This window comes from Desulfovibrio sp., from assembly GCF_009712225.1.
In the GTDB taxonomy this organism is placed as follows: Bacteria; Desulfobacterota; Desulfovibrionia; order Desulfovibrionales; family Desulfovibrionaceae; genus Desulfovibrio.
The window spans coordinates 919976-940577 of record NZ_WASP01000006.1 but is presented as its reverse complement, the minus strand read 5'-3'; the positions used below and the strand labels follow the sequence as shown (position 1 = coordinate 940577).

At 60.5% G+C, this 20602-nt stretch carries 17 protein-coding genes; 6 read left to right on the top strand and 11 right to left on the bottom strand.

What is annotated here, in order from left to right; all coding sequences use genetic code 11:
• Positions 1-24: 24 nt before the first annotated feature.
• The 5 genes from F8N36_RS09435 to F8N36_RS09415 form a co-directional block, all read right to left on the bottom strand.
• Positions 25-1122 (bottom strand): HD domain-containing phosphohydrolase, encoded by a 1098-nt coding sequence (locus tag F8N36_RS09435; RefSeq protein WP_291332541.1) that lies wholly within the window; start codon positions 1120-1122, stop codon positions 25-27.
• A complete protein-coding gene (locus F8N36_RS09430; RefSeq protein ID WP_291332540.1) occupies positions 1119-1715 on the bottom strand; it encodes a PqiC family protein in 597 nt (198 codons plus the stop codon). Before F8N36_RS09430 ends, F8N36_RS09435 begins: the two co-directional genes overlap by 4 nt.
• Positions 1715-2683, bottom strand: coding sequence for an MlaD family protein (locus F8N36_RS09425; RefSeq protein ID WP_291332539.1), 969 nt, complete (start codon positions 2681-2683; stop codon positions 1715-1717). Before F8N36_RS09425 ends, F8N36_RS09430 begins: the two co-directional genes overlap by 1 nt.
• A complete protein-coding gene (locus F8N36_RS09420; RefSeq protein WP_291332607.1) occupies positions 2680-3438 on the bottom strand; it encodes an ATP-binding cassette domain-containing protein in 759 nt (252 codons plus the stop codon). Before F8N36_RS09420 ends, F8N36_RS09425 begins: the two co-directional genes overlap by 4 nt.
• A 124-nt stretch (positions 3439-3562) precedes the next feature.
• Complete coding sequence (locus tag F8N36_RS09415) at positions 3563-4690, bottom strand: ABC transporter permease (RefSeq protein ID WP_291332538.1); 1128 nt, start codon at positions 4688-4690, stop codon at positions 3563-3565.
• Positions 4691-4784: 94 nt separating this feature from the next.
• Here F8N36_RS09415 and polA point away from each other — a divergent pair, with 94 nt between their 5' ends.
• Positions 4785-7571, top strand: a complete 2787-nt coding sequence (polA, locus tag F8N36_RS09410) for a DNA polymerase I (protein WP_291332537.1) — start codon at positions 4785-4787, stop codon at positions 7569-7571.
• Between the two features lie 417 nt (positions 7572-7988).
• On the opposite strand, the gene tilS is transcribed toward polA, so the two are convergent.
• From tilS to F8N36_RS09385, 5 genes are all read right to left on the bottom strand, one after another.
• Entirely contained in the window at positions 7989-9095 is a 1107-nt protein-coding gene (gene tilS / locus F8N36_RS09405; protein WP_291332536.1) for a tRNA lysidine(34) synthetase TilS, read from the bottom strand.
• A gap of 147 nt (positions 9096-9242) precedes the next feature.
• Positions 9243-9581: a hypothetical protein gene (locus F8N36_RS09400; protein ID WP_291332535.1), complete on the bottom strand. Its 339-nt coding sequence runs from the start codon at positions 9579-9581 to the stop codon at positions 9243-9245.
• Positions 9581-10876: a glutamyl-tRNA reductase gene (gene hemA, locus F8N36_RS09395; RefSeq protein ID WP_291332534.1), complete on the bottom strand. Its 1296-nt coding sequence runs from the start codon at positions 10874-10876 to the stop codon at positions 9581-9583. The genes F8N36_RS09400 and hemA overlap by 1 nt, the downstream gene beginning before the upstream one ends.
• Positions 10877-10889: 13 nt before the next feature.
• A complete protein-coding gene (gene ccsA / locus F8N36_RS09390; RefSeq protein ID WP_291332533.1) occupies positions 10890-11717 on the bottom strand; it encodes a cytochrome c biogenesis protein CcsA in 828 nt (275 codons plus the stop codon).
• Positions 11704-12396: a bifunctional precorrin-2 dehydrogenase/sirohydrochlorin ferrochelatase gene (locus tag F8N36_RS09385; RefSeq protein WP_291332606.1), complete on the bottom strand. Its 693-nt coding sequence runs from the start codon at positions 12394-12396 to the stop codon at positions 11704-11706. The genes ccsA and F8N36_RS09385 overlap by 14 nt, the downstream gene beginning before the upstream one ends.
• Before the next feature lie 217 nt (positions 12397-12613).
• Between F8N36_RS09385 and F8N36_RS09380 the strand changes: the two genes are divergently transcribed.
• Together F8N36_RS09380 and F8N36_RS09375 are read left to right on the top strand one after the other, a co-directional pair.
• Positions 12614-13897, top strand: a complete 1284-nt coding sequence (locus tag F8N36_RS09380) for a glycosyltransferase family 9 protein (protein ID WP_291332532.1) — start codon at positions 12614-12616, stop codon at positions 13895-13897.
• Positions 13897-15183 carry a glycosyltransferase gene (locus tag F8N36_RS09375; protein ID WP_291332531.1) on the top strand — a complete coding sequence of 429 codons (1287 nt, stop codon included), beginning with the start codon at positions 13897-13899 and terminating at the stop codon, positions 15181-15183. The genes F8N36_RS09380 and F8N36_RS09375 overlap by 1 nt, the downstream gene beginning before the upstream one ends.
• Positions 15184-15274: 91 nt before the next feature.
• On the opposite strand, the gene F8N36_RS09370 is transcribed toward F8N36_RS09375, so the two are convergent.
• Positions 15275-16294, bottom strand: coding sequence for a hypothetical protein (locus tag F8N36_RS09370; protein ID WP_291332530.1), 1020 nt, complete (start codon positions 16292-16294; stop codon positions 15275-15277).
• Between the two features lie 439 nt (positions 16295-16733).
• Between F8N36_RS09370 and ybgF the strand changes: the two genes are divergently transcribed.
• Genes ybgF through F8N36_RS09355 form a run of 3 tightly spaced genes read left to right on the top strand, consistent with a single transcriptional unit; the run spans position 16734 to position 20512 of the window.
• Positions 16734-18182, top strand: coding sequence for a tol-pal system protein YbgF (gene ybgF / locus F8N36_RS09365; protein ID WP_291332529.1), 1449 nt, complete (start codon positions 16734-16736; stop codon positions 18180-18182).
• A gap of 12 nt (positions 18183-18194) precedes the next feature.
• On the top strand, positions 18195-19541 hold the full coding sequence (gene dprA, locus F8N36_RS09360; RefSeq protein ID WP_291332528.1) for a DNA-processing protein DprA: 1347 nt from the start codon (positions 18195-18197) through the stop codon (positions 19539-19541).
• Entirely contained in the window at positions 19538-20512 is a 975-nt protein-coding gene (locus F8N36_RS09355; RefSeq protein ID WP_291332527.1) for a tyrosine recombinase XerC, read from the top strand. The genes dprA and F8N36_RS09355 overlap by 4 nt, the downstream gene beginning before the upstream one ends.
• Positions 20513-20602: the final 90 nt, after the last annotated feature.

Here is a 20602-nt window from a genome sequence, read left to right as displayed (position 1 = left end):
GACTGTCATGCCAGCCAGCGAGGCCTACACATCTGAATACTTTTCTGCAATGGAGCGGAACTGTTCCTGCAAGGCCACAAAGGCATCCACCACTTCGGGGTCAAACTGCGTACCCTTGCCGTCTACAATAATGCGCGCGGCTGTTTCGTGCGGCATGGCCGGTTTGTACACGCGCTTGCTGCGCAGGGCGTCGTACACGTCGGCCACGCTCATGAGCCGGGCCGAAAGCGGAATCTCCTTGCCCGTCAGACCGCGCGGATAGCCCTTGCCGTCCCAGCGTTCGTGGTGGCAGTAAGCGATGTCGCTGGCGATGCGCAAAAAGGAATTTTCACCCAGAAACTTGTCTGCCGAGGCAAGCACCGCGCGACCATGCGTGGTGTGCTCCTTCATGGCCTCGTATTCCTCGTCTGTGAGAGGGCCGGGCTTGTGCAGCACCGTATCGGCAATGGCAACCTTGCCCACATCGTGCAGAGGCGCGGAAAGGTAAAGCCATGCGATGGCGTCTTTATCCAGTTCCTCCCGGTAGTTGGGCAGCTGGGCAATGTAGACGGCCAGAGCCTTCACATAGTTCTGCGTACGCTTGATGTGCGCGCCTGTTTCCGTATCGCGCCATTCTGCAAGGCTTGCCATGGCGTGAATGGTGGCTTCCTGCGTAAGGGCCAGCTGGCGCGTGCGCTCGTGCACCATGTCGTTGAGGTGATCACGGTAGCGCTTGTACTTGAGCTGGTTGGCAACTCGGTTGCGCACCAGAGAAGAGCGGAAGGGCTTTGTTATGTAGTCCTGCGCGCCAAGCGAGAGCCCTTTGGCCTCGTCGGTTTCTTCATTCTGCGCGGTGATGAACATGATGGGGATGTCGCGGGTCTGCGTGTCGTCGCGCAGGCGGCGGCACACTTCGTAGCCGTCCATACCCGGCATGATGACGTCGAGCAGTATCAGGTCGGGCGGGGGCTGACGCATGGCAAGACGCAGGGCGTCCGGCCCGTTTTTGGCAAACATGATGGTGTACCTGTCGCGCAGGCACTCGCTGAGAATGCGCAGGTTTTCCGGCGCATCATCCACAAGCAGAATCTTGTTGCGCTTGAGCTCAAGCCCGGAATCGGCGGCATCCTCGGCCAGTATCATGACTTGCCCCGTATGAGTGCGGGCAGGCGGGTTGCCAGATGCTCCGCCAGGCGACGCACCATGGCGCTTTCTGCCGCGGTGAGGGTGTCGTAGGTTTTGCCATTGACCTGTTCCACGTCGGCATAAATGCCACGGGCAAGGACATCGTCGTGCCGGTTCTTGATCGTCCAGCGCGCTTCAAGCACGGCGTTGGCTTCAAAGTTGCCATCGAGCCGCTGCACGTCAACCAGCAGCACATAGTCGGCCCTTGTGTCGTCGCCCGCCGCCAGCACGTTGAAGCCCGCTGCCAGCATGGGCGCGGTGAGCACTTCCTGCACCACACGTCTTACGCCGTGGCCCACAGGTTCCGCCCAGGCATGAAACTGCGATACGATCAGCTCTGTCTGACCGTTTACGCGGCTCACAATGCTGTTGCGGTCAAGATAGTCCGGCACGGTAACCTGCGCCACACGCAGGGTTTTGCTGGGCAGGCTGTCGGCCTTGACCGGGCCAAGGGCGCTTTCAAGCAGGTAGTAGCGCGTGGGGGTGCTGCGTCCGCAGCCGCACAAAAGCACAAGCAGTGCAAGCGAGAATAAAAGAATATTACGTGGCATCAGCGTGCTCCTTGCTTGCCCCGCAGCAGGGCTTCGGGGTTGCGTTCAAGCGTTTCGGCCAGGGCGCGCATCGAGCGCATGGCATCGGTGCTTTCCTTAAGCAGACGGCGCAGGTCGTTCATGGTTGGCGAATCGCGCCCCAGAATGCCCTGTGCGGAGGCCGTGGCCGCGCGCAGCTGGTCTGCGGCAACGGCCATGCTCTGCATGCCCTCGCGGAAGGCCGTCATGGTGGCTGGCAGTTCTTTTTCAACCGAGGCGCTGGCAGAGCTCAGGTTTTTGAGCACCTGCTCGGTATTGGTGCGTATGGAGCCCGTGTGCAGAATGCCGTGGACCTCGTCAAAGGTGTTGGTAAATGCCGTAAGCGCCTTGCCCAGTTTGTCGTCGCTGAGGCCCAGTGCCAGATTTTGCAGCACGGCGCTCAGCGAGTTGACCATCTGCTCGAGCGGCATCTGCGAAAGCGTGCTTTGCAGCGTGTCTATGGGCGAGGGGATGGTGGGAATTTCCATGTCTGGCGTGGCAGAGCGGAAGTTGGCCGCAGTGGCGGGGTAAAAATCGAGCTCCACGCGGTACTGGCCCGTAATCAGGCTTTGCAGTTGCAGGCGCGCGCGCAGGCCGCGCTGCACCATGCGGCGTATTATTTCCTGCTGGAAAGATTCCGAGGGCGAGGTCGCGCCGCTGGCGCGTACAAAGCTGCGTTCGTCGATGCGCACATAAACGGGAATTGTCACGTTTGAATCGCGCGCGTTGGCAACCAGATTGATGCGGGTAACGCTGCCCATGGGCACGCCCCTGAACACCACAGGTGCGCCGGTGGTGAGGCCGCTTACCGAGCCATCGAAGTAGAGCACGTATTCAAGGTCGTTGCTGAACAGACGGCCGCCGCCCAGCAGAATGATGCCCAGAACCAGCAGGGCCAGGCCCCCCAGCACAAAAGCGCCAACAGTTGTCTTGTATGATTGCGAGTTCATCGGCTTTGTTCCTTGTGTGACGTTGCCGCCTGTGCGCCTTCGGCCCCTTCTTCAGTGTTTTCGCGCTTGCCGCCTCTGGTCAGAAAGAGCATGGCGCTCTGGTCTGTGGTGGGGTCCTTGACCATCTCGCTGGGGTTGCCCCTGGCGGTGACGGTTCTGCTTTGCGCGTCGAGAAATATGCCGTTGCGGGCAATGGTAAAAATGCTCGCCAATTCGTGCGAAACAATGACAAACGTTGTGCCAAGGCTGTCGCGCAGTTCAAGTATCAGGTCGTCAAGCAGGCGCGAGCTTACGGGGTCGAGTCCGGCCGAGGGTTCATCCAGAAAGAGTATCTGGGGGTCGAGGGCAAGCGCCCGCGCCAGACCCGCGCGTTTGCGCATGCCGCCGCTGATTTCCGAGGGATAGTAGTCCTCAAATCCGGCAAGCCCTGCCAGAGCCAGCTTGAGCGAAGCCTGTTCCCTGATCTCCTCATCGGAAAGATCGGTGTACTGTTGCAGGGGCAGGCCCACATTTTCTGCCAGCGTCATGGAGCTCCACAGCGCGCCGCCCTGAAACAGCACGCCGGTGTTGCGCATGATGCGGCTGCGGCTTTCTTCCGTGCCTGCCCAGAAATTTTCGCCGTTATAGCATATCTGCCCCTGCTGTGGCTCTTTCAGGCCCATGAGCACGCGCAGCAGGGTACTTTTGCCGCAGCCGGAACCGCCCATGACCATAAAAATATCGCCCACGCGCACGTCAAACGACACGTTGCGCATGAGCACGAATGAGCCAAAGGCCACCGTAAGATCGCGCACGCTGATGCGTACATCGTCGCCAGCGGCCGCATTGGGGGTGCCTACGTTGGGAAGGACGATGGAAGTTTGCACTGCGTCGGGCATGCTACACTCCCAGCACGTTGCAGATAACAGTGATTATGGCGGTTGCCACAATAATACCCACAATGGCCTGCACCACCGCCGTGGTGGTGGCCTGCCCAACGGCCTGGGCGCTGCGCCCGCAACGGATGCCCTGATAGCATCCGGCCACGGCCACAATGGCTCCAAATACCGTGCCGTACACCAGACCGATAATCAGGTGCTTGAACGGAACCATCTGGATGGTGGCGTTGATGTATTCAAGCGGGTTGAGGTTCAGCATGGCCGTGCCCACAAGAAAACCGCCGATTATGCCCATAAGGTCGGCGTACAGGGTCAGCAGGGGAATCATGGCCATCAGCGCCAGCACCCGTGGCAGTACAAGAAAGTCGTGGGGTGAAATGCCAAGGGTAGACAGGGCGTCCACCTCTTCATTCACCTGCATTGTACCAATAAGGGCCGCGTAGGCAGCACCCACCCGGCCCGCCATGACAACCCCCACCATGATGGCTCCCATAACCCGCAGCATACCTATGCCCACAAGGCCCGCAACGTATATCTGCGCGCCAAACTGGGTAAGCTGCACAGCTCCCACAAAGGCGAGAATAAGGCCAAAAAGCAGGCTGGTGAGCGAAATGATGGGCAGGGCAGCCACGCCGCATTCGTGCATGGCGGCAAAAAGATCCATGGGGCGCATCTTGGCCCGGCCAAGAAACAGCCGCCAGATGGAGAGCACAACCTCGCCAAGAAAGTTGAGAAAATCCTCAATCTTGGGCCGCAGCGCCAGTACGCTTTCGCCCACGCTGGTTACAAAGCCAACGGATTCCTTGCTGCGCGCCGAGCCTTCCTTGGCCGGAACAGCAAAGGCCAGCTTGATGAGGCGTTCGAGCCCCTCGGGCAGCATAGTGCGCAGGGGCAGCTGGCGGGCGCGCGCCGCCTTGACCATCTGCACCAGAAAAACAAGCAGGGTGCTGTCCCACTGGCCCAGATTATCGCTTTCAAGGCTCACCTCGCGGATACGCTGGTCGGCGACGCTGGCCAGGGCGGTTGCCGCCTCGCTGGGCCAAGGTTCATCAAAATTCCAGCGTCCGCCGACGCTCACGCGCAGCAGCGGCCCCTGAACAGATACGGTCACTTGCGGACTTGTTTCCATCACTATACTATACGCGTAGCACTACATCTTCGCAAGCATCCAGGCCTGCGAACCTCCCTGCACCCTTTCAGAAACCGAAAACCACCGGGCAATCATGTCGCTGAAACAACGTCTCAATCTCCCTGCCGAACCGCTCTTTCTCATGGACGGCTCTGCCTTTATCTATCGCGGTTTTTTTGCCAACAAGAACATGCAGCGTTCCGACGGCTTTCCTACCAACGCGCTGGTTGTGGTTACCCGCGTGCTGATGCGTATTCTGCGTGATGAAAGGCCCGGACATTTTCTGTTTGTAAAAGACGGCAAGGGCAAGAATTTCAGGCACGACCTGTTTCCGCTGTACAAGGCCAACCGCGACGCCACTCCAGAAGATCTGGTGCGGCAGATGGAACCCATTGTGCGCATGGTCAAGGCTCTTGGCATTCCAGTAGAAATTTCTGACGGCTGCGAGGCCGACGACTGCATTGCCTCGCTGGCGGCGCGGTTTTCTGCCGAGCGGCCCGTAATAATCGTGAGCGGCGATAAAGACCTCAAGCAGTGCCTTGGCCCCAACGTGTACATGTGGGACCCCGCCTCAAAGGAAGAAAAGCTGCTCTCCGCTGCAGATTTTACGGCAGAGAGCGGCCTGCGGCCCGACCAGTGGGCCGACGTGCAGGCTCTTGTGGGTGACACGAGCGATAATATTCCCGGCGTGCCGGGCATCGGCCCCAAGACCGCGCAAAAGATATTTGAAATCTGCCCCTCGCTCGAAGACATACGCGACCATTTTGCCCTGCTTGGGCCCAAGATTCAGGACAAGCTGCGCGACCATCTCGACAACATGTTTTTGTGGCGTCAGCTTACGTCTCTTTCGCTGGACATGTGCAAGGAACTGACCCTTGAGGACATGACCGTTGGCCCGCTGGATGAAGCCCAGTGCGCTGCCATGGCCGACGAATTTGAACTGCACGCCCTGCGCCGCGACATGGCTACTCTGGCCCGTTTGCAGCACAGCGCGCCCATTGGTGCAACTGGCGGTGCATCTGGCGGTGGCTCGGGCCCTGCGCAGGCTGTCAGTTCTGCCACCACAACCACCATGCCTGTATCAGATTCTGGTGCGCTGCGCCCCGCGGCACAGGGTTCTCTCATGGCCCCTGCCGAAAAGGCTTCATCAAAGTCCCGGCCCGCAGCAGGTGCCGGCCCGCAGATGAGCCTGCTGGATGTGGCCGATGAGCCGGAAGCACCCCTTGTGAGCGCACTTGATCAGTTGCCCCCCTGCGCGGGGCTTGAGGTTGCGGTTGTCTGGCCCGGCGGTATGGGCAAGGCCCCGCATGTGGGCGTGGAAGGGCTTGATGATTTTCGCTGGGGTGGCTCACAGGAAGACCTGTGTGTCTGGCTTGCCGGTGCGCGCAGGCTGGTGACCGCCGACCTCAAGGCCCTGCTTGTTGCTGCTGCCTGCTGGCGCAAGCTGCCGGTTGCGGCCACGCCGCCGTTTTTCTTTGATCTTGGGCTGGCCGCCTACCTTATCAACCCCGAAGAAAGCGACTACGGCTGGCCCCGGCTGGCGGTGCGCTGGGGTGCGCCCCTGCGCGAAGGACAGGGCGGCAACGGACCTGCCGGTATGGCCCTGCGCATGGCCGCTGTTATGGAGCAACGTCTTGAGGCCGACGGCCTTCTTGAGCTTTACCGTTCGCTTGAATTGCCGCTCACCCCGGTGCTTGCCCAGATGGAAGCGCGTGGCGTTGCCATTGATGCGGCTGCTTTTCAGGCTTTTCTCTCAGACGTGCAGGGCGAAATAGACCGCCTTACGCAAGAGGTTTTTGCCGCAGCGGGAACCACCTTCAACATCCGCTCGGCCCAGCAGCTTGGTGACATGCTTTTCAACACGCTCAAGCTGCCCTCGCCGCGCAAAACCCGTGGCGGTCAGGCATCCACCAGTCAGGAAACACTGGAAAAACTGGCAGGTCAGCACCCGGTGGTCGAGAGCATTCTTCAGTTCCGCAAGCTGGAAAAAATGCGCTCCACCTATCTTGATCCATTGCCGCGCCTTGTGGATTCGCGCGGGCGCATCCACACTACCTTCAACCAGAAGGCCACGGCCACGGGGCGGCTTTCGTCCAGCAATCCCAACCTCCAGAACATCCCCGTGCGCGGGCCGCTGGGCAAGCGCATGCGTTCGTGCTTCATCGCCGGGACTGATAATCTGCTGGTTTCTGCCGACTATTCGCAGGTTGAGCTGCGTGTGCTGGCGCATATGTCGCAGGACGCCGCCCTGATTGAGGCTTTCCGCAATGGCGAAGACATTCACGCCCGTACTGCGGCCCTGGTATACGACCTGACGCCCGATCAGGTGAGCCCCGATCAGCGGCGCAATGCCAAGACCATCAATTTTGGGCTTATCTACGGCATGGGCGCGCAAAAGCTGGCGCAGGAGCTGAAAATCAGCTCCAACGAGGCCAAGGAATTCATCGCCCGTTATTTTGAACGTCTCACGGGCCTGAAAGAATTTTATGAAGAAGTGGAGGCTGTTGCCAAGCGGCAGGGCTATGTGACGACCCTTGGTGGGCGGCGGCGGCTGCTGCCCGACATCCATTCCGCCAACGGGCAAAATTATGCGCTGGCGCGGCGGCAGGCCATCAACACGGTTATTCAGGGCTCGGCGGCAGATATCATCAAGCTTGCCATGCTGGCTGTGGCCCATGATGCGGAGTTGAAGCGCATGGAAGCCCGACTGCTTTTGCAGGTGCATGACGAACTGCTGCTGGAAGTACCCACCGATGCTGCGGCTGCCGCGGGCGAGAGGGTTGCGGCGCTTATGAGCGGGGTTATGCCTGGTGGTGCGGCTTTGTCTGTGCCGCTTGTCGTTGACTGGGGGAGTGGCCTCGACTGGGGCTCTGCCCACTAAACATGCGCGGCATGTCGGACTGATTTCGCAACCCCGACTTTCTTGGCCTGACGGCGTTAAAATCCTGTTTTTGATGCTCACGTACTTGAGTACGCTGCGCTCAAAAACAGGATTTTTCCTTGTCAGGCCAGAAAAATGTGTATTTTGCAAATTCGCCCAACACATCCCATCGCCTCCGCCTCCGCTCCGGCGAGTTTAAAAAAGGGCAAGGCACAAATATGACTATCTCATTTTTCTGTTGTAGTTGGCTGAAGCGGAACCACTCCCGAAGCGAGAGCGCACTTTGGCATTTACGCGGCGCGGCGGGGGCGAAGCCCCATAACCGGCCCCGCCTTGCCGCGCGCCGCGCAGGCATCCCAAACTTCGCCGGACGGCGAAAGTCAGTGCCCACAGGGCAGCACAAACTAGAAAATTGAGTTATTTGCCCGCCGCAGGCACCCCAAAAACAATATTCCCACCCTTCAAATACGCCTCCAACCCACCAGGCAACTGAAACCGCGTATTCCCCCGCCCGCTGGCAAGCGCTTCATCAAGCGCCAGCAGGGTCCGGGCGCGGGCCTGACCCCGCAGTTGCCCCGTACTGTCAGAATCCTCGCGAGCATTTCCCCCCACTGAGCGGCACAAATACCGTACCGCCCGCACGTACAGGCGCAAACGGGCCGCAGGGTGCAAACCCGCCAGCAGTTTGGCGGGCAGGGTAAGGCTTGGGCCGCTTGCACTGACCACAGGCTGTTCCAGCCAAGGGGTTACTGCCAAGGCCGCATCCAGTGTTGTATTCCAGTAATCTTCGTCCAGGCGGGCCATTTGCCACAGATCGTGCACGGTGCGGTCCAGCGAGGGGTTCTCCTGCCGCAGCAGGGGCAGCACATCAAGGCGCAGGCGGTTACGCTTGTACTGGCGGCTCTGGTTGCTGGCATCTTCGCACCAGCTGATGCCGCACACTCTCAGCAAATCTTTCAGGGCTTGCGCGTCCGTTGCCAGCAGGGGACGCAGCAGACGGCGATCATCATCGCGGGCTGCCATACCGCCAAGGGCGGGCCAGCCTGTGCCGCGCACAAGGCGTAGCAGCACGTCTTCGCTCACGTCTGCCGCATGGTGCCCCAGGGCGATAAAGTCGGCCCCCACGGCAGCGCGTTCATGTTCCAGCATGGCATAGCGCAGTTTGCGGGCCGCATCTTCAATGCCAATCCTGTCGCTGGTCGCCAGTCCGTGCACATCGGCCTGTCGCACAGTACAGCCAATGCCCAACATATTGCATAGTTGCAGTACAAATTCAGCTTCTTGCGCGGATTCTTCCCGCAGGCCGTGATCAACGCTCAGGGCGTGCAGTGTCAGCCCAAGGCGTGGGGCCAGCAGATGCAGCACAAGGACCAGCGCGGTGGAATCAGCTCCGCCAGAGAGCGCCAATAACAGATGTGAACCACGCGCGAGACCCAGCCGCAAAAGGCAGAATCGCTCAACCTCAAGGCAAAGATGGGCCGCAGCGGGCGGGAGGGTTTGCAGCGTAGGCGGTGATTCCATCATGGCATGTCTGTGGCAGCGAAGGTGTGGGCAAAAGATGGACCCGGAAAAACTGGAGATTGTGGAAACAGGAAAGGGCAGTTGAAAACGGCCCTGGGGTTTTGGCGTTGCGCATCGCCCCAAGGCCATAGAAATATTTACTATCAGTGCCTAGGCCGGGTTGATGCCCAGCTCGGCCAGCAGATTTTCAAGCCAAACGATCATGCGGTCGCGCAGTTCGGGCGAGGCGTAGTGTACGCATTCGCAACGCATGCGGCCACGGGCACGCACCAGCAGTTCGAGGCGCACAAAATTTTCTTCAATTTCCAGCCCCATAACGTGGGGACCGCAGCTTTCCACATGTTCCTGCTGCACGGGCGAGAGCATCTCGGCGGGAACAGGCAGCCAGAAAAGGCCGTCCATGCCCGATGTCAGCTCCATCTCGGTGAGCGTGGCAACCAGTTTTGCGGTATCTTCTTCGGTAATGTCGTCAATTCCGTACCAGCGCATCAGTTCTCCTCCGAGGAATAGGGACAGCCAGTTTTATCCAGATTGAAAATACGGCGCGTTATGCTTATGCGAGGGCCGTTGCCCTCCTGGGACATGCTGCCGCGTTTCAGAAACATGATGGGGTCGTGGTTGAACTTGCGCACCAGCGAGCCCACCAGCGCTTCAAGCGCATCGCGGGTTTCGTCGTTCACCGGGCCAAGCCTTTTGAGGGTCTTGGCCAGTTCTTCCTGTCCCATGCGTTCGCCGCGCTGGATAAGGTCAACAATGGTGGGTTGTACATCAAGGCTTGAGAGCCAGCGCGAGAAAAGCAGCACTTCCTCGTTTACGATATCTGCGGCCTTGGCGGCCTCGTCGCGGCGGGTGGCAAGGTTTTCTTCCACCACTTCCTTGAGGTCGTCGATGTCGTACAGATAGACGTTGTCGAGGCCGTTGACATCGGGGTCGATGTCGCGCGGTACGGCAATGTCAATAAAGAACATGGGGCGGTTTTTGCGGGCTTTGAGCACGGCGCGTATGTCGCGCGCGCGGATGATGGGCTCCTGCGAACCGGTGGAGGTGATGATGATGTCCACCTCGGTGAGGTGCTCGGCCATGTCTTCAAAGGCAATGGCGCGGCCTTTGAACTGCTGCGCCAGCTCCTGCCCGCGTGCCAGCGTGCGGTTGGCCACCAGAATTTCATCAATGCCCGATTGCAGCAGGTGCATGGCGGCCAGCTCGGCCATTTCGCCAGCGCCCACCAGCATGGCCTTGTGGCTTTTCATGTCGCCAAAAATGCGCTTGGCGAGCTCCACTGCTGCATAACTGATGGAAACCGCGCTCGAGGCCACGGCTGTTTCGGTGCGTACGCGCTTGGCTACAGAAAAAGCCTTGTGAATCAGCCTGTTAAGGATAACGCCCGTGGCATGACACTGAACCGCCTTGCGGTAGGCGCTTTTGAGCTGGCCCAGAATCTGCGGTTCGCCCAGCACCATGGAATCCAGGCTGGACGCCACCGAAAACAGGTGACGCACGGCTTCAAGATTTTTGTGCACGTACACATAGGGCCGCAGCTCATCGGCCTTGGCCCCGCGCGCCGTCGCCCAGTTTTCAAGCACCTGCCCGGCAACGTCGCCGTTGCCCGCAGCCAGCAGTTCCACGCGGTTACAGGTGGAAAGGATAACGCTTTCACTCACCGCGCCAATACATGGCACGGCCCAATGCTCTTCATCGCAGTGGTTGACCAGGGCAAAGCGCTCGCGCACGTCCACGCTGGCAGTGCGATGATTCAGGCCGACAAGAAAGATATCACAGTCCATGGCTATAGCCCGGTCAGCGCCGGATGAATGCGTGGTGGGTTTCCATAAAGGTATTCACCACAATGATTGAAAAGAGGCACAGAATAAAAACAAAAACAGCAAGTTGTGCTGGCTTGCGGCCTTTCCAGCCCTGAGTGATCCGGTTGTGGAACAGCACCGAATAAAACAGCCAGATCACAATGCTGATAACTTCCTTGGGGTCGCCCGTAACCGTACCGCCAAAAACAGGTTTGGCCCAGATAAGCCCCGAAACTATGCCCAGGGTGTACAGGGGAAAGCCCACCATGGTGGCGATGGCATTGATCTTGTCGAGCATGGAAAGGGCGGGCATGTCGAGCCAGAAGCCCTTCATGGTCAGCTTGCTCTTGATGCGCCCTTCAATGAACAGAAACAGCGCCCCGGCGGCAAAGGCCAGCGCCAACAGGGCCAGACTCAAAAAGAGCGAACCTATGTGCAGGGCGTAAAACGAGGTGGTGAGAGAAGGCGGAACCTGCACCACAGAGGCCAAATACGGAGCCGACATGGCAAACAGCATAAGGCCCAGAGGCGTGGCAAATACCAGCGGTATTTCCTGTCGTAGCTTGGCCCATGCGGCAATGCCGCACAGCACCACAAACCAGGCCATCAGCTGAAAATACGCGCCAGCGCTCAGGCCGCCGGGCAGGGCTTTATGAAAGCCCATAAACAGCATGAAGGTCTGGCAGGCAAAGCCCACCACGGCCAGTGTGCAACCGATTTTGCGCCACAGAGGCGCACGGGCAACTATGCCCGCAAGCCCCGCAACGCTGGCCGAGCCATAGAGCAGCAGGGTCACGGCGGTGGAAAATTCAGGGGAGATCATGGAGTAACTCCGCTATATCAGCGTGCAATGCGGGCGGCAGCTCCGCCTGCAAACAGCGTCGACAGTTTTCAAGGTCGTTTTCTTCCAGCCATTGTTGCAGAGAAGAATCCGCAAGCTTTCGGAACAATCGTGTATTCTGCCCTGTATCTTCGCCCAAGGCAAGAACCAGAGGCCGTAACCGACCCATCAGGGCAGCCATGCGCGCGCGGGGCTCCAGCCAGTGCTCAAGCTCGCCCTTCCAGCGTCGCGCAAGGGCAGGGCTTGCCCCACCGGTAGAGAGGGCCGCAGCCAGCGGTGTACGACGCGCAATGGCGGGCACCTGAAAGCAGCCTTCCTCGGGATTACTGGCGCTATTGCACAATATGCCCGCCTCGGCGCACAGGGCGGCAATGCGGCTGTTTTCTGCCGCACTGCCTGTGGCAGCAAAAACGAGGGCGCAGCCTTGCAGGTCGGCCTGTGTGCAGCTGCGGCGCTCAAAGCATACGCGCGAATCATTCAGCAGGGCTGCGGCTTCAGCCATGGGCTCTGCGAGATCAAGCACCAGCACAGAGGCCGGGTCGCAGGCCAGCAGGCCCGAAAGCTTGCGTTGCCCCACCTGACCAAGGCCGACAACCAGACAGCGAATGCCCGAGAGCGAAATAAATATGGGGTAGAGCGGTGCGGTGGGCTGTGTGCGCATGTGTGATCCAAAGGGTGAAAGAAGCTTGAGAGCGAGCATACAGCAGCGCGAAATATTTTGCAAAGGGCCAGCGCGCCGCCGTATTTGCAAAGCAGCAATAGTTGCGTGGGCGCCGCTGCGGCGAACCTTGCTTGCCTAGGTGGCCTGATTGCCTTAGATTGTGGGCAATTGGCAGTTTTGCGGATACTTGCGGCCATCAACATACTTACGGAATGATATGCCCAAATTTCTGGTCATACAGGCGGCACGCTTTGGCGATCTGGTGCAGACCAAACGCCTGTTGCTGAGCCTGGCCGGGCGCGGCGAGGTGCACCTTGCTGTGGATGCCGGCCTGGTTCCGCTGGTCAGGGTGCTCTATCCCTTTGTTGAGCCGCATGCCCTGTCGGTGCACGGCAGGCCAGAGGCCGAGGCGCTGGCGCGCAATACTGCCGTGCTGCTGCGGTGGCAGGGCTTGCACTTTGAGGCCGTGTACAACTGCAATTTTTCCGGCACTACGGCGGCCCTGTGCCGTGTTTTTGATGAAGGGCTGGTGCACGGTTACCGGCCAGAGGCAGGGGGAATCTCGCGCTCGCCCTGGGCACGGCTTGCCTTCAGAACAAGCGAGCGTCGGGCTCTGGCCCCACTTAATCTGGTGGATTTTTGGGCGCATTTTGCTTCTGAACCGGTGGAGCCACATAGCATCAACCCTGTGGCGAGCCCCGGTGGGCGCGGTCTGGGCGTGGTGCTTGCCGGGCGCGAATCGCGCCGCTCTTTGCCCGTACCCGTGCTGGCCGAAGTTGTGCGCACGGCCTTTGGGGCCATGGGCGGCCCGCGTGTGTTTCTGCTAGGTTCTGCGGCAGAGAAACCCGCAGCTCGCCAGCTCATGCGGCATCTGCCCGCCAGGATGCTGTCGTCGATTGAAGACCTCAGCGGCAAAACAGACTGGCCCGCGCTTGTGGAAGCCGTAGACGAGCTGGATGCCCTGATCACGCCCGATACGGGCATCATGCACCTTGGCGCGCACCTTGGCGTGCCTGTGCTGGCGTTTTTTCTGTCCTCTGCCTGGCAGCACGAAACAGGCCCCTACGGCGAGGGCCACTACGTGTGGCAAACCTGCCGCGCATGTGCCCCCTGCCTTGAAACCGCACCTTGCCCCTACAATGTTGTCTGTGGCCAGCCGTTTACGCAGGTGGAACTGCTACGCTCGCTGGTGGCCGTGCTTGGCGGTATAAAGAATGCTCTGCCAGCGGCGGCGGCAGATGAAAAGCCATGGCCGGCACTTGTGGAGGGTTTGCAGCTCTGGCGCACAGGCTTTGATGCCCTTGGGGCGCTGCCCCGGTTACTGGCCGGGCACGACCCGCACGAGGCCGAACGTCGATATGTGCGCAAATTTCTGGCAGGCCGCCTGCATGTGTCGCTCGATCCCGCTGGCCGCGCCATGACGCCCCCGCCCCCCGCCGACCTTGAACAATGGCTCTGTAATGATGCGGACTGGATGTTGCCGCCAGGGAGATACTACTGATGCCCGCCGTTCCTCTGCGAATTCTTGTGGTGCTGCCCATGTACGGCGGCTCGCTGCCCATTGGCAGATATTGCGCCAGCGCTCTCAGCGCCCTGGGGCACAGCGTGCGCGTGTTCGAGGCTCCGTTGCTGCATGCGGGCTTTACGGGCCTGCGAGGTCTTGGGCTGGCACCGGCGCAGACCGCCCAGCTGGAGAATTCATTTTTGCAGGTGGTTTCACAGGCAGTGTGGGCGCAGGTTCAGGCGCAGGAACCGCATCTGGTGCTTGCCATGGCGCAGGCTCCGCTTGGGCGCAGCCTGTTGCAGCGTCTGCGCAGGGCGGGCATCCGCACGGCCATGTGGTTTGTGGAAGACCACGAAATTTTTGACTACTGGAAAGGCTACGCCCCCCTGTACGATGTTTTTGCCGTCATCCAGAAAGAGCCGTTTTTGTCCATGCTGGCGGGCATAGGGCAGGGCAACGCCCTTTATCTGCCGCTGGCGGCCCAGCCAGACTTTCACAAGCCGCTGCAACTCAACGATCAGGAACGGCGCGAGTACGGCGCGGATATTGGCTTTCTGGGCGCTGGCTACCCAAACCGCAGGCTGGCCTTCCGTCAGCTGATCGGGCGCGATTTCAAGATATGGGGTTCGGACTGGGACGGCGAAACCCTGCTTGCCGCCCACGTGCAGCGCGGTGGCGCGCGTATTGAAGCCGATGAATGCGTAAAGATTTACAATGCCACGCGGGTAAACCTGAACCTGCACTCAAGCCTCGGCACTGCTGAGCTTGTGAGCAGGGGCGATTTTGTCAATCCGCGCACGTTTGAGCTGGCGGCCATGGGGGCTTTTCAGCTTGTGGATCGGCGGGCGCTTATGCCAGAGCTGTTTGCGCAGGACGAACTGGCAACCTTTGGTACGCTGGAAGAATTCTATGCGGCCATAGAGCACTTTATTGCGCACCCCGAAGAACGCCAGGCTTTTGCCGCCCGCGCCCGCGCCCGTGTGCTGCGCGACCATACCTATGAGCAGCGCATGAAGGCCCTGCTTGATTTTATGGAGCAGAAGCTTGGGGCGTGGCCCCAGGCGGAGGATGCAGTACAGGCCCTGCCGCCTGATGTGGATGCTGTGCTTACGCCAGAAATACGCGCCGAGCTTGCAGGCGTGGTGCAGGGTCTTGGCCTTGGGCCCAATGCGGGCTTTGACGACGTTATAAGCGCCTTGCGCGCCCGTAGCGGCGCGTTGACAGAAACAGAGACCGCCCTGCTGTTTCTCGACGAATGGCGCAAACAGTACGGCAAAAAATAGCCGCTGACGCAATCTGCTACCATGCCGCATGAAAACGAAAAACCCCGCCGTGAGGCGGGGTTTAGTTGTATCGCAAACTGTGCGGCCAACGTTATTCAATACCCTCGGTAAGAACCGCTGGCATGGTGATTTCTGTCATGCTGGCGTAAAAGGGCAGCATAACGGCCACGGCCAGCACTAGGGCTGCCAGCAGGGTGAGCTTGTGGCGCATGGGCGTTGCGCTGCGGGCCACGAGGGTCCACAGCAGGGCGGGCACCAGCCAGAGCAGCAGCTCGGCGCTTTCCAGCACGGCGTCCATGGCAGTAAAGGCTTCGCTCTGCCATTCGCGTTGCACGTCAAATACTGACGATGCCAGCAAAATCACCCAAAAGACCGCCCAGGCGTTGCGCGCCCACATGGAGCACCAGGGAAGCATGGTGTTGTAATGGTCGCGGCCAAAGTCGTCGTATTTGCGGCGCAGCACAAGCCAGAAGGCGCCCATGCCGCCAGCCACTGCCAGCGTGAGCGGCAGCGACCAGAAAAGGGCGCACCAGAAGGGCGTGCCGAAACCCGGCACATAGATGTGCCCGAGGGTCAGCATGTCCGCATCGGGGCGCGCCAGCGCCATAAGCATGCGTGCGGCGGCCAGGGAGGCTGCCGTGGCAATGCACGCCTGAATGCCGCTTACAACGCCGAGGCCCACGTGCAGCATGGGCAGCTTGACCAGAAACTTCCACAGGGCAAAGTACAGGCTGTTGAACAGCACCGCCAGGCCCAGCATGACCCAGCTCATTTCGACCATAAAGTCAGAAAGTGAATCGGGTGTGTAGGAACCTTGGGTAAAAAAGAGCCATACGCGGCCACAGATCAGCAGCAGCCAGCCCATCAACAGGGCCAGCAGGGCCAGCTGGCGGGCGCATTTTTCGTATGAGGCGCGCTTGCGCGTGACAGCCAGCGCCCTCGCGGTGGCCGACATGAAGTTAAGACCCACAAAGGCCAGCAGGGCGGCCAGCGGCAGGGCCACGCTCAGGGCATCAAGGCCCATGCGCGCCAGGGGAAAGGACTGTCCAAGATGCCGCAACGCGTCCATCCATGTGGTAAGGGTCGCCGCCATTTCCTGGAAAAAATTCATCAGGCTTCGCCTCCGGTATGGCTTGATGCCGGATAGGAACGGTTCATAATGTTCTCGCTGAGTTGGCCGCAGCACAGGGCAAACGCGTTGCATAAGCCCTGTTGCCAGATCGGCGTCATACCAGGCTGCAAGACGCATTCGGCAGGCTGTGTAGCAGCTTTTTCCGCGCCGTAATGCCCTGTTTGTCCGTAACTGTTGTTCTGTAATAGCGTGAGCAAGCCTGTTCTTGCCTGAAAAACGCTGCCGCTGCAAGAGTTCTTGAAATATGGTCGGGGTTGAGGCACAAGAAAGCTTGGCCGCTTACGCGCCTTGCATGCCTTCACCCATCGCTGCAAAGGCCCCGGCGACATTGCCAAAAAGTATGATGAGCGTCTGTTGCGGGTTTTTGACGCATTGAAAGATATTTCAACGCACGAATACTCTTGTGCTGGAGACAGGGATGAAAAAACTGATCGTTGTACCGCTGACTTGCCTTGCGCTGGCTGCGGGGTGCGCTTCTTCAGGCAAGGTGCGTCAGGCTGAATCGAACAGCGAAACCAACCAGAAACTGCTGCGCGAGACAGATCACCGCCTGCGCACACTGGAGCAGAGCGTCAACACGCTTGATACGCAGGTTGCCCAGCTCAACAACAGGGTTTACGAGGTGCGCACCCGTGGCGGGCAAAAGACCGGCATGACTGTTGTGCCCATCATTCCTCCGCAACCATACAAAAGCGCCGTGGCTACCCCCGCGCAGCCCGATGCCCAGCTGACCAAGCATGGTCCTGTGGCTGTGCCGACTGAAGAGTCTGCCGCCAGCCAGCAGGCCGCCACCAGCCAGAATGCCGCGCAGGCGAGCGCCAGACCTTCCATCGCAGTAGCTTCGACGAGCACGCCTGCCAGCAGTTCGGGCAGCACGCCCGCCAGCAATCAGGCAATCAATTGGAATGATCCGGCGGCCACCATACGGCCCATTCCCGCCGCGCCCCAGCGCGAAGCTGCAAGCCCCGCCGTTGAATCTGCCCAGCCTGCGCCCAAGGCTGTGCCTGTGCAGGCTGCTCCGGCAGAAAAACCGCTTACCAAGGCAGAAGCCAGAGCTGCGGCCAAAGCCGAGGCCAAGGCTGCCGCCGAGGCTGCCAAGGCAGAGGCTGCTGCCGCCAAGGCCGCCAAAACAGCGCCCGCCGCAACTTCCGCAGGCGGTGCCACTGCTGCAGCGTCGTTTGCCCTGCCGCCAGAGGCTGCCTCTCCCTCCAAGCCTGCCACGCCGGTTCAGCCCATGCTGCCGCCTGTTGCGGCAGCTGGCGGCAATGCCGATGTTCCCGTGCCTGCAGTGCCGCAGGCAGATCTGGCCCTGCCGCCAGAAATTCCTGGCCTTGTGCCGCCCTTGCCCGGCGAAGCCCCCGCTACCTCTGCAAAAAATGGGGCAAAAGGCAAGGCCGCTGCCAAAGCACCCACAGCTGTGCCTGCAGCGCCAGTTCTCGCCGCCACTCCGGCAGCCCCGGCAGAAGTGCAACCCGCCTCGCTGCCCAAGAGCGGCAAGGGTGAAGAGGCTGCCTACAAGACCGCCCTTCAGCCAGCCATGGCTGGCCGCGCCGCTGAGAGCATCAGCCGGTTCCAGACATTTTTGCAGGAGTACCCGCATGGCCGTTTTGCCGCCAATGCGGAATACTGGATAGGCGAGGGTCTGTACGCTCAGGGTAAATATAATGAAGCGCTGGCGCAGTTCCAAAAGGTCAACAGCCAGTGGCCCAGCCACCACAAGAATGCCGATGCCCTGCTGAAAACCGGCATGACCCTGAGCCGCATGGGCGACAAGGAAGGTGCGGCGCAGGCGTACAAGAAGCTTCTGTCGCAGTTTCCCAACTCTGAGGCTGCGGGCGTTGCCCGTTCGCGCGGATTGGCCCGATAGTATGGACGGAGCATGTGTGCTGACCCCGACAGCGGGGGCGGCATGACCCGGCAGGGCAGAAACTGGGCATGCATGGACGAAGCCGCCCGCAAGGAATACTGGGCCAGCCTTGCCCTGCGGCACTGCCGTGGTTTGGGCGCGCGTTCTGCCGCACGCCTTGCGCGGCACTTTGGCTCGGCTTACGCCGCTGTTCAGGCTCGCGGGCAGTGGGGCGAGGCGGGCGTCAACAAGGGGCAGGCGGCTGAATTTGCCACAGGTTCGTGGCGGGTAACCGCCCGCGAAGAATGGGACCGCTCCCGCGATCTTTCCGCATCCATAGTTCTGTGGACAGACCCTGAATATCCCGCGCTTTTACGCTCCATTATTGATGCGCCCCTTGTGCTCTATTGCCGGGGTGATCTTTCTCTGTTGCAGTCTCCGGGTTTTGCCGTGGTGGGTTCCCGCAAGGCCACCCGGCATGGCAGATCTGTGGCCGAATACATGGCCCGCTGCCTTTCGGCCTGCGGCATTGCCATTGTTTCGGGAATGGCCCTTGGCATCGACAGGGTTGCCCACGAGGCCGCACTCGCACGGGTGGGGCGCAGCATCGGCGTACTGGGTACAGGCATTGACGTGCTGTACCCACCGGATAACATGGTGGCATTTGACGCCATGGAGCGCCGTGGCCTGCTGATTTCTGAATTTGCCCCCGGCACTGTGCCGCACGCGGGCAACTTCCCCATCCGCAACCGCATTATCAGCGGGCTTTCGCTGGGGGTGCTGGTTGTGGAGGCCGCCCAGCGATCGGGCAGCCTCATAACTGCGCGGCTGGCGCTGGAGCAAAACCGTGAGGTCTACGCCGTGCCAGGGCCCGCTCTGGATGCGCATTGCCTGGGATGTCAGGATCTTGTGCGGCAGGGCGCGCGCGCCGTTTTTTGCGCAGAGGATGTGCTGCGCGATCTGGCCGAACAGCTGCGCCCCTTCGGCATAGACGAGCAGAGCGTTCCCGAACAGGAGCAGGGCTTGCAGGAGGATGTCCCCTCAGCAACTTCCGCAGAAATGCAGGCTGCAAAACCCTCTGCGCCGCAAGCGATCACCAATCCTGCTCCGGCTGTTTCGACAGAGTCCGCGCCCTCTGCGACAGCGTCAGAAGCGCCGCCGCTCAATGATGGCGAACGCGCGGCTGCGGAGCACGCCGCCAGCACGGGCGAAAGCCCGGATCTGGTTGCGTATCTGCGCCAGCACGGCCCCACCCATGCAGATGTTCTGGCCGATGCCGCGGGGATCAGTGCCGCTGCGGCCAACGCCGCCCTTGTGGGGCTTGAGATGCTCGGCAAGGTGAGGCGTCTGCCCGGTGCGCGCTACGAGGCCGTGTCGTGAACAAGCGGCAGAATCAGCAGCAGAAGCAGCCTGCGCCTGACCGCGCCAGGCTGTTTGTCGATGCCTTTCTGGTATGGATGGAAGTGCAGAAGGGCGCATCGTCAGCCACTCTCAAGGCCTACGGCAGCGACCTTGCGCAGCTGGCCGAATTTCTGCGTGGGCAGGATGCTGACCTCGGCAGGCCCGAAACCGTCACCAAGCGCCACATTCAGGCCTATCTGGCGTGGCTGTTCCGCCTTGGCGACGCCAAAAGTTCCATGGCCAGAAAACTGGCGGCAGCCCGCTCGTATTTTCGTTTTCAGCAGCGCACTGGCGCTGTGGCAGAGAATGTGGCCGCGCAGGTGCGCAACCCCCGGCAGGAAAAGCGCCATCCTCGCGCACTCAATGTGGATGAAACCTTTGCCCTGCTGGACACGGAACAGAAGCCGGGGCAGACCGGGGTGGAAAGCGCCGAGGCAGAGCGGCTGCTTTGCCGCGATCTGGCGCTGGCCGAGCTGCTGTACGGTTCTGGCCTGCGCATATCTGAAGCGCTGGGCCTCAATATAGATGATGTGCAGCTTTCATCGCGCGTGCTGCGGGTCATGGGCAAGGGGTCGCGCGAGCGCCTTGCGCCGCTTTCCGACACTTCGTGCGAGAGACTCAAAAGCTGGCTCGACGAACGCCCCCTCATGGCCTTGTCCGACGAACCGGCCCTGTTTGTAGGCTCGCGCGGTTCTCGCCTGAACCGCAGGGAAGCCGCGCGCATTGTTGAGCGCCTGTGCCGCAGGGCAGGGCTTGATTTTACGGTATCGCCCCACAGCCTGCGCCATTCGTTTGCCACCCACCTGCTCACTGCTGGCGCAGACCTGCGCAGCGTGCAGGAACTGCTTGGTCACAGCAGGCTGACCACCACCCAGCGATACACGCAGGTGAGTCTTGAGCACCTTATGGAGGCCTACGACAAGGCCCATCCCAAGGCGTCCAAAAAATAAAAAAATCACGAAGTTAAAAATATTGTTTTATTCAAGTAAGTTATATTTTCATAGCAAAAAGCTCATCAATCTGTGCCGGGTTTTTTTGCG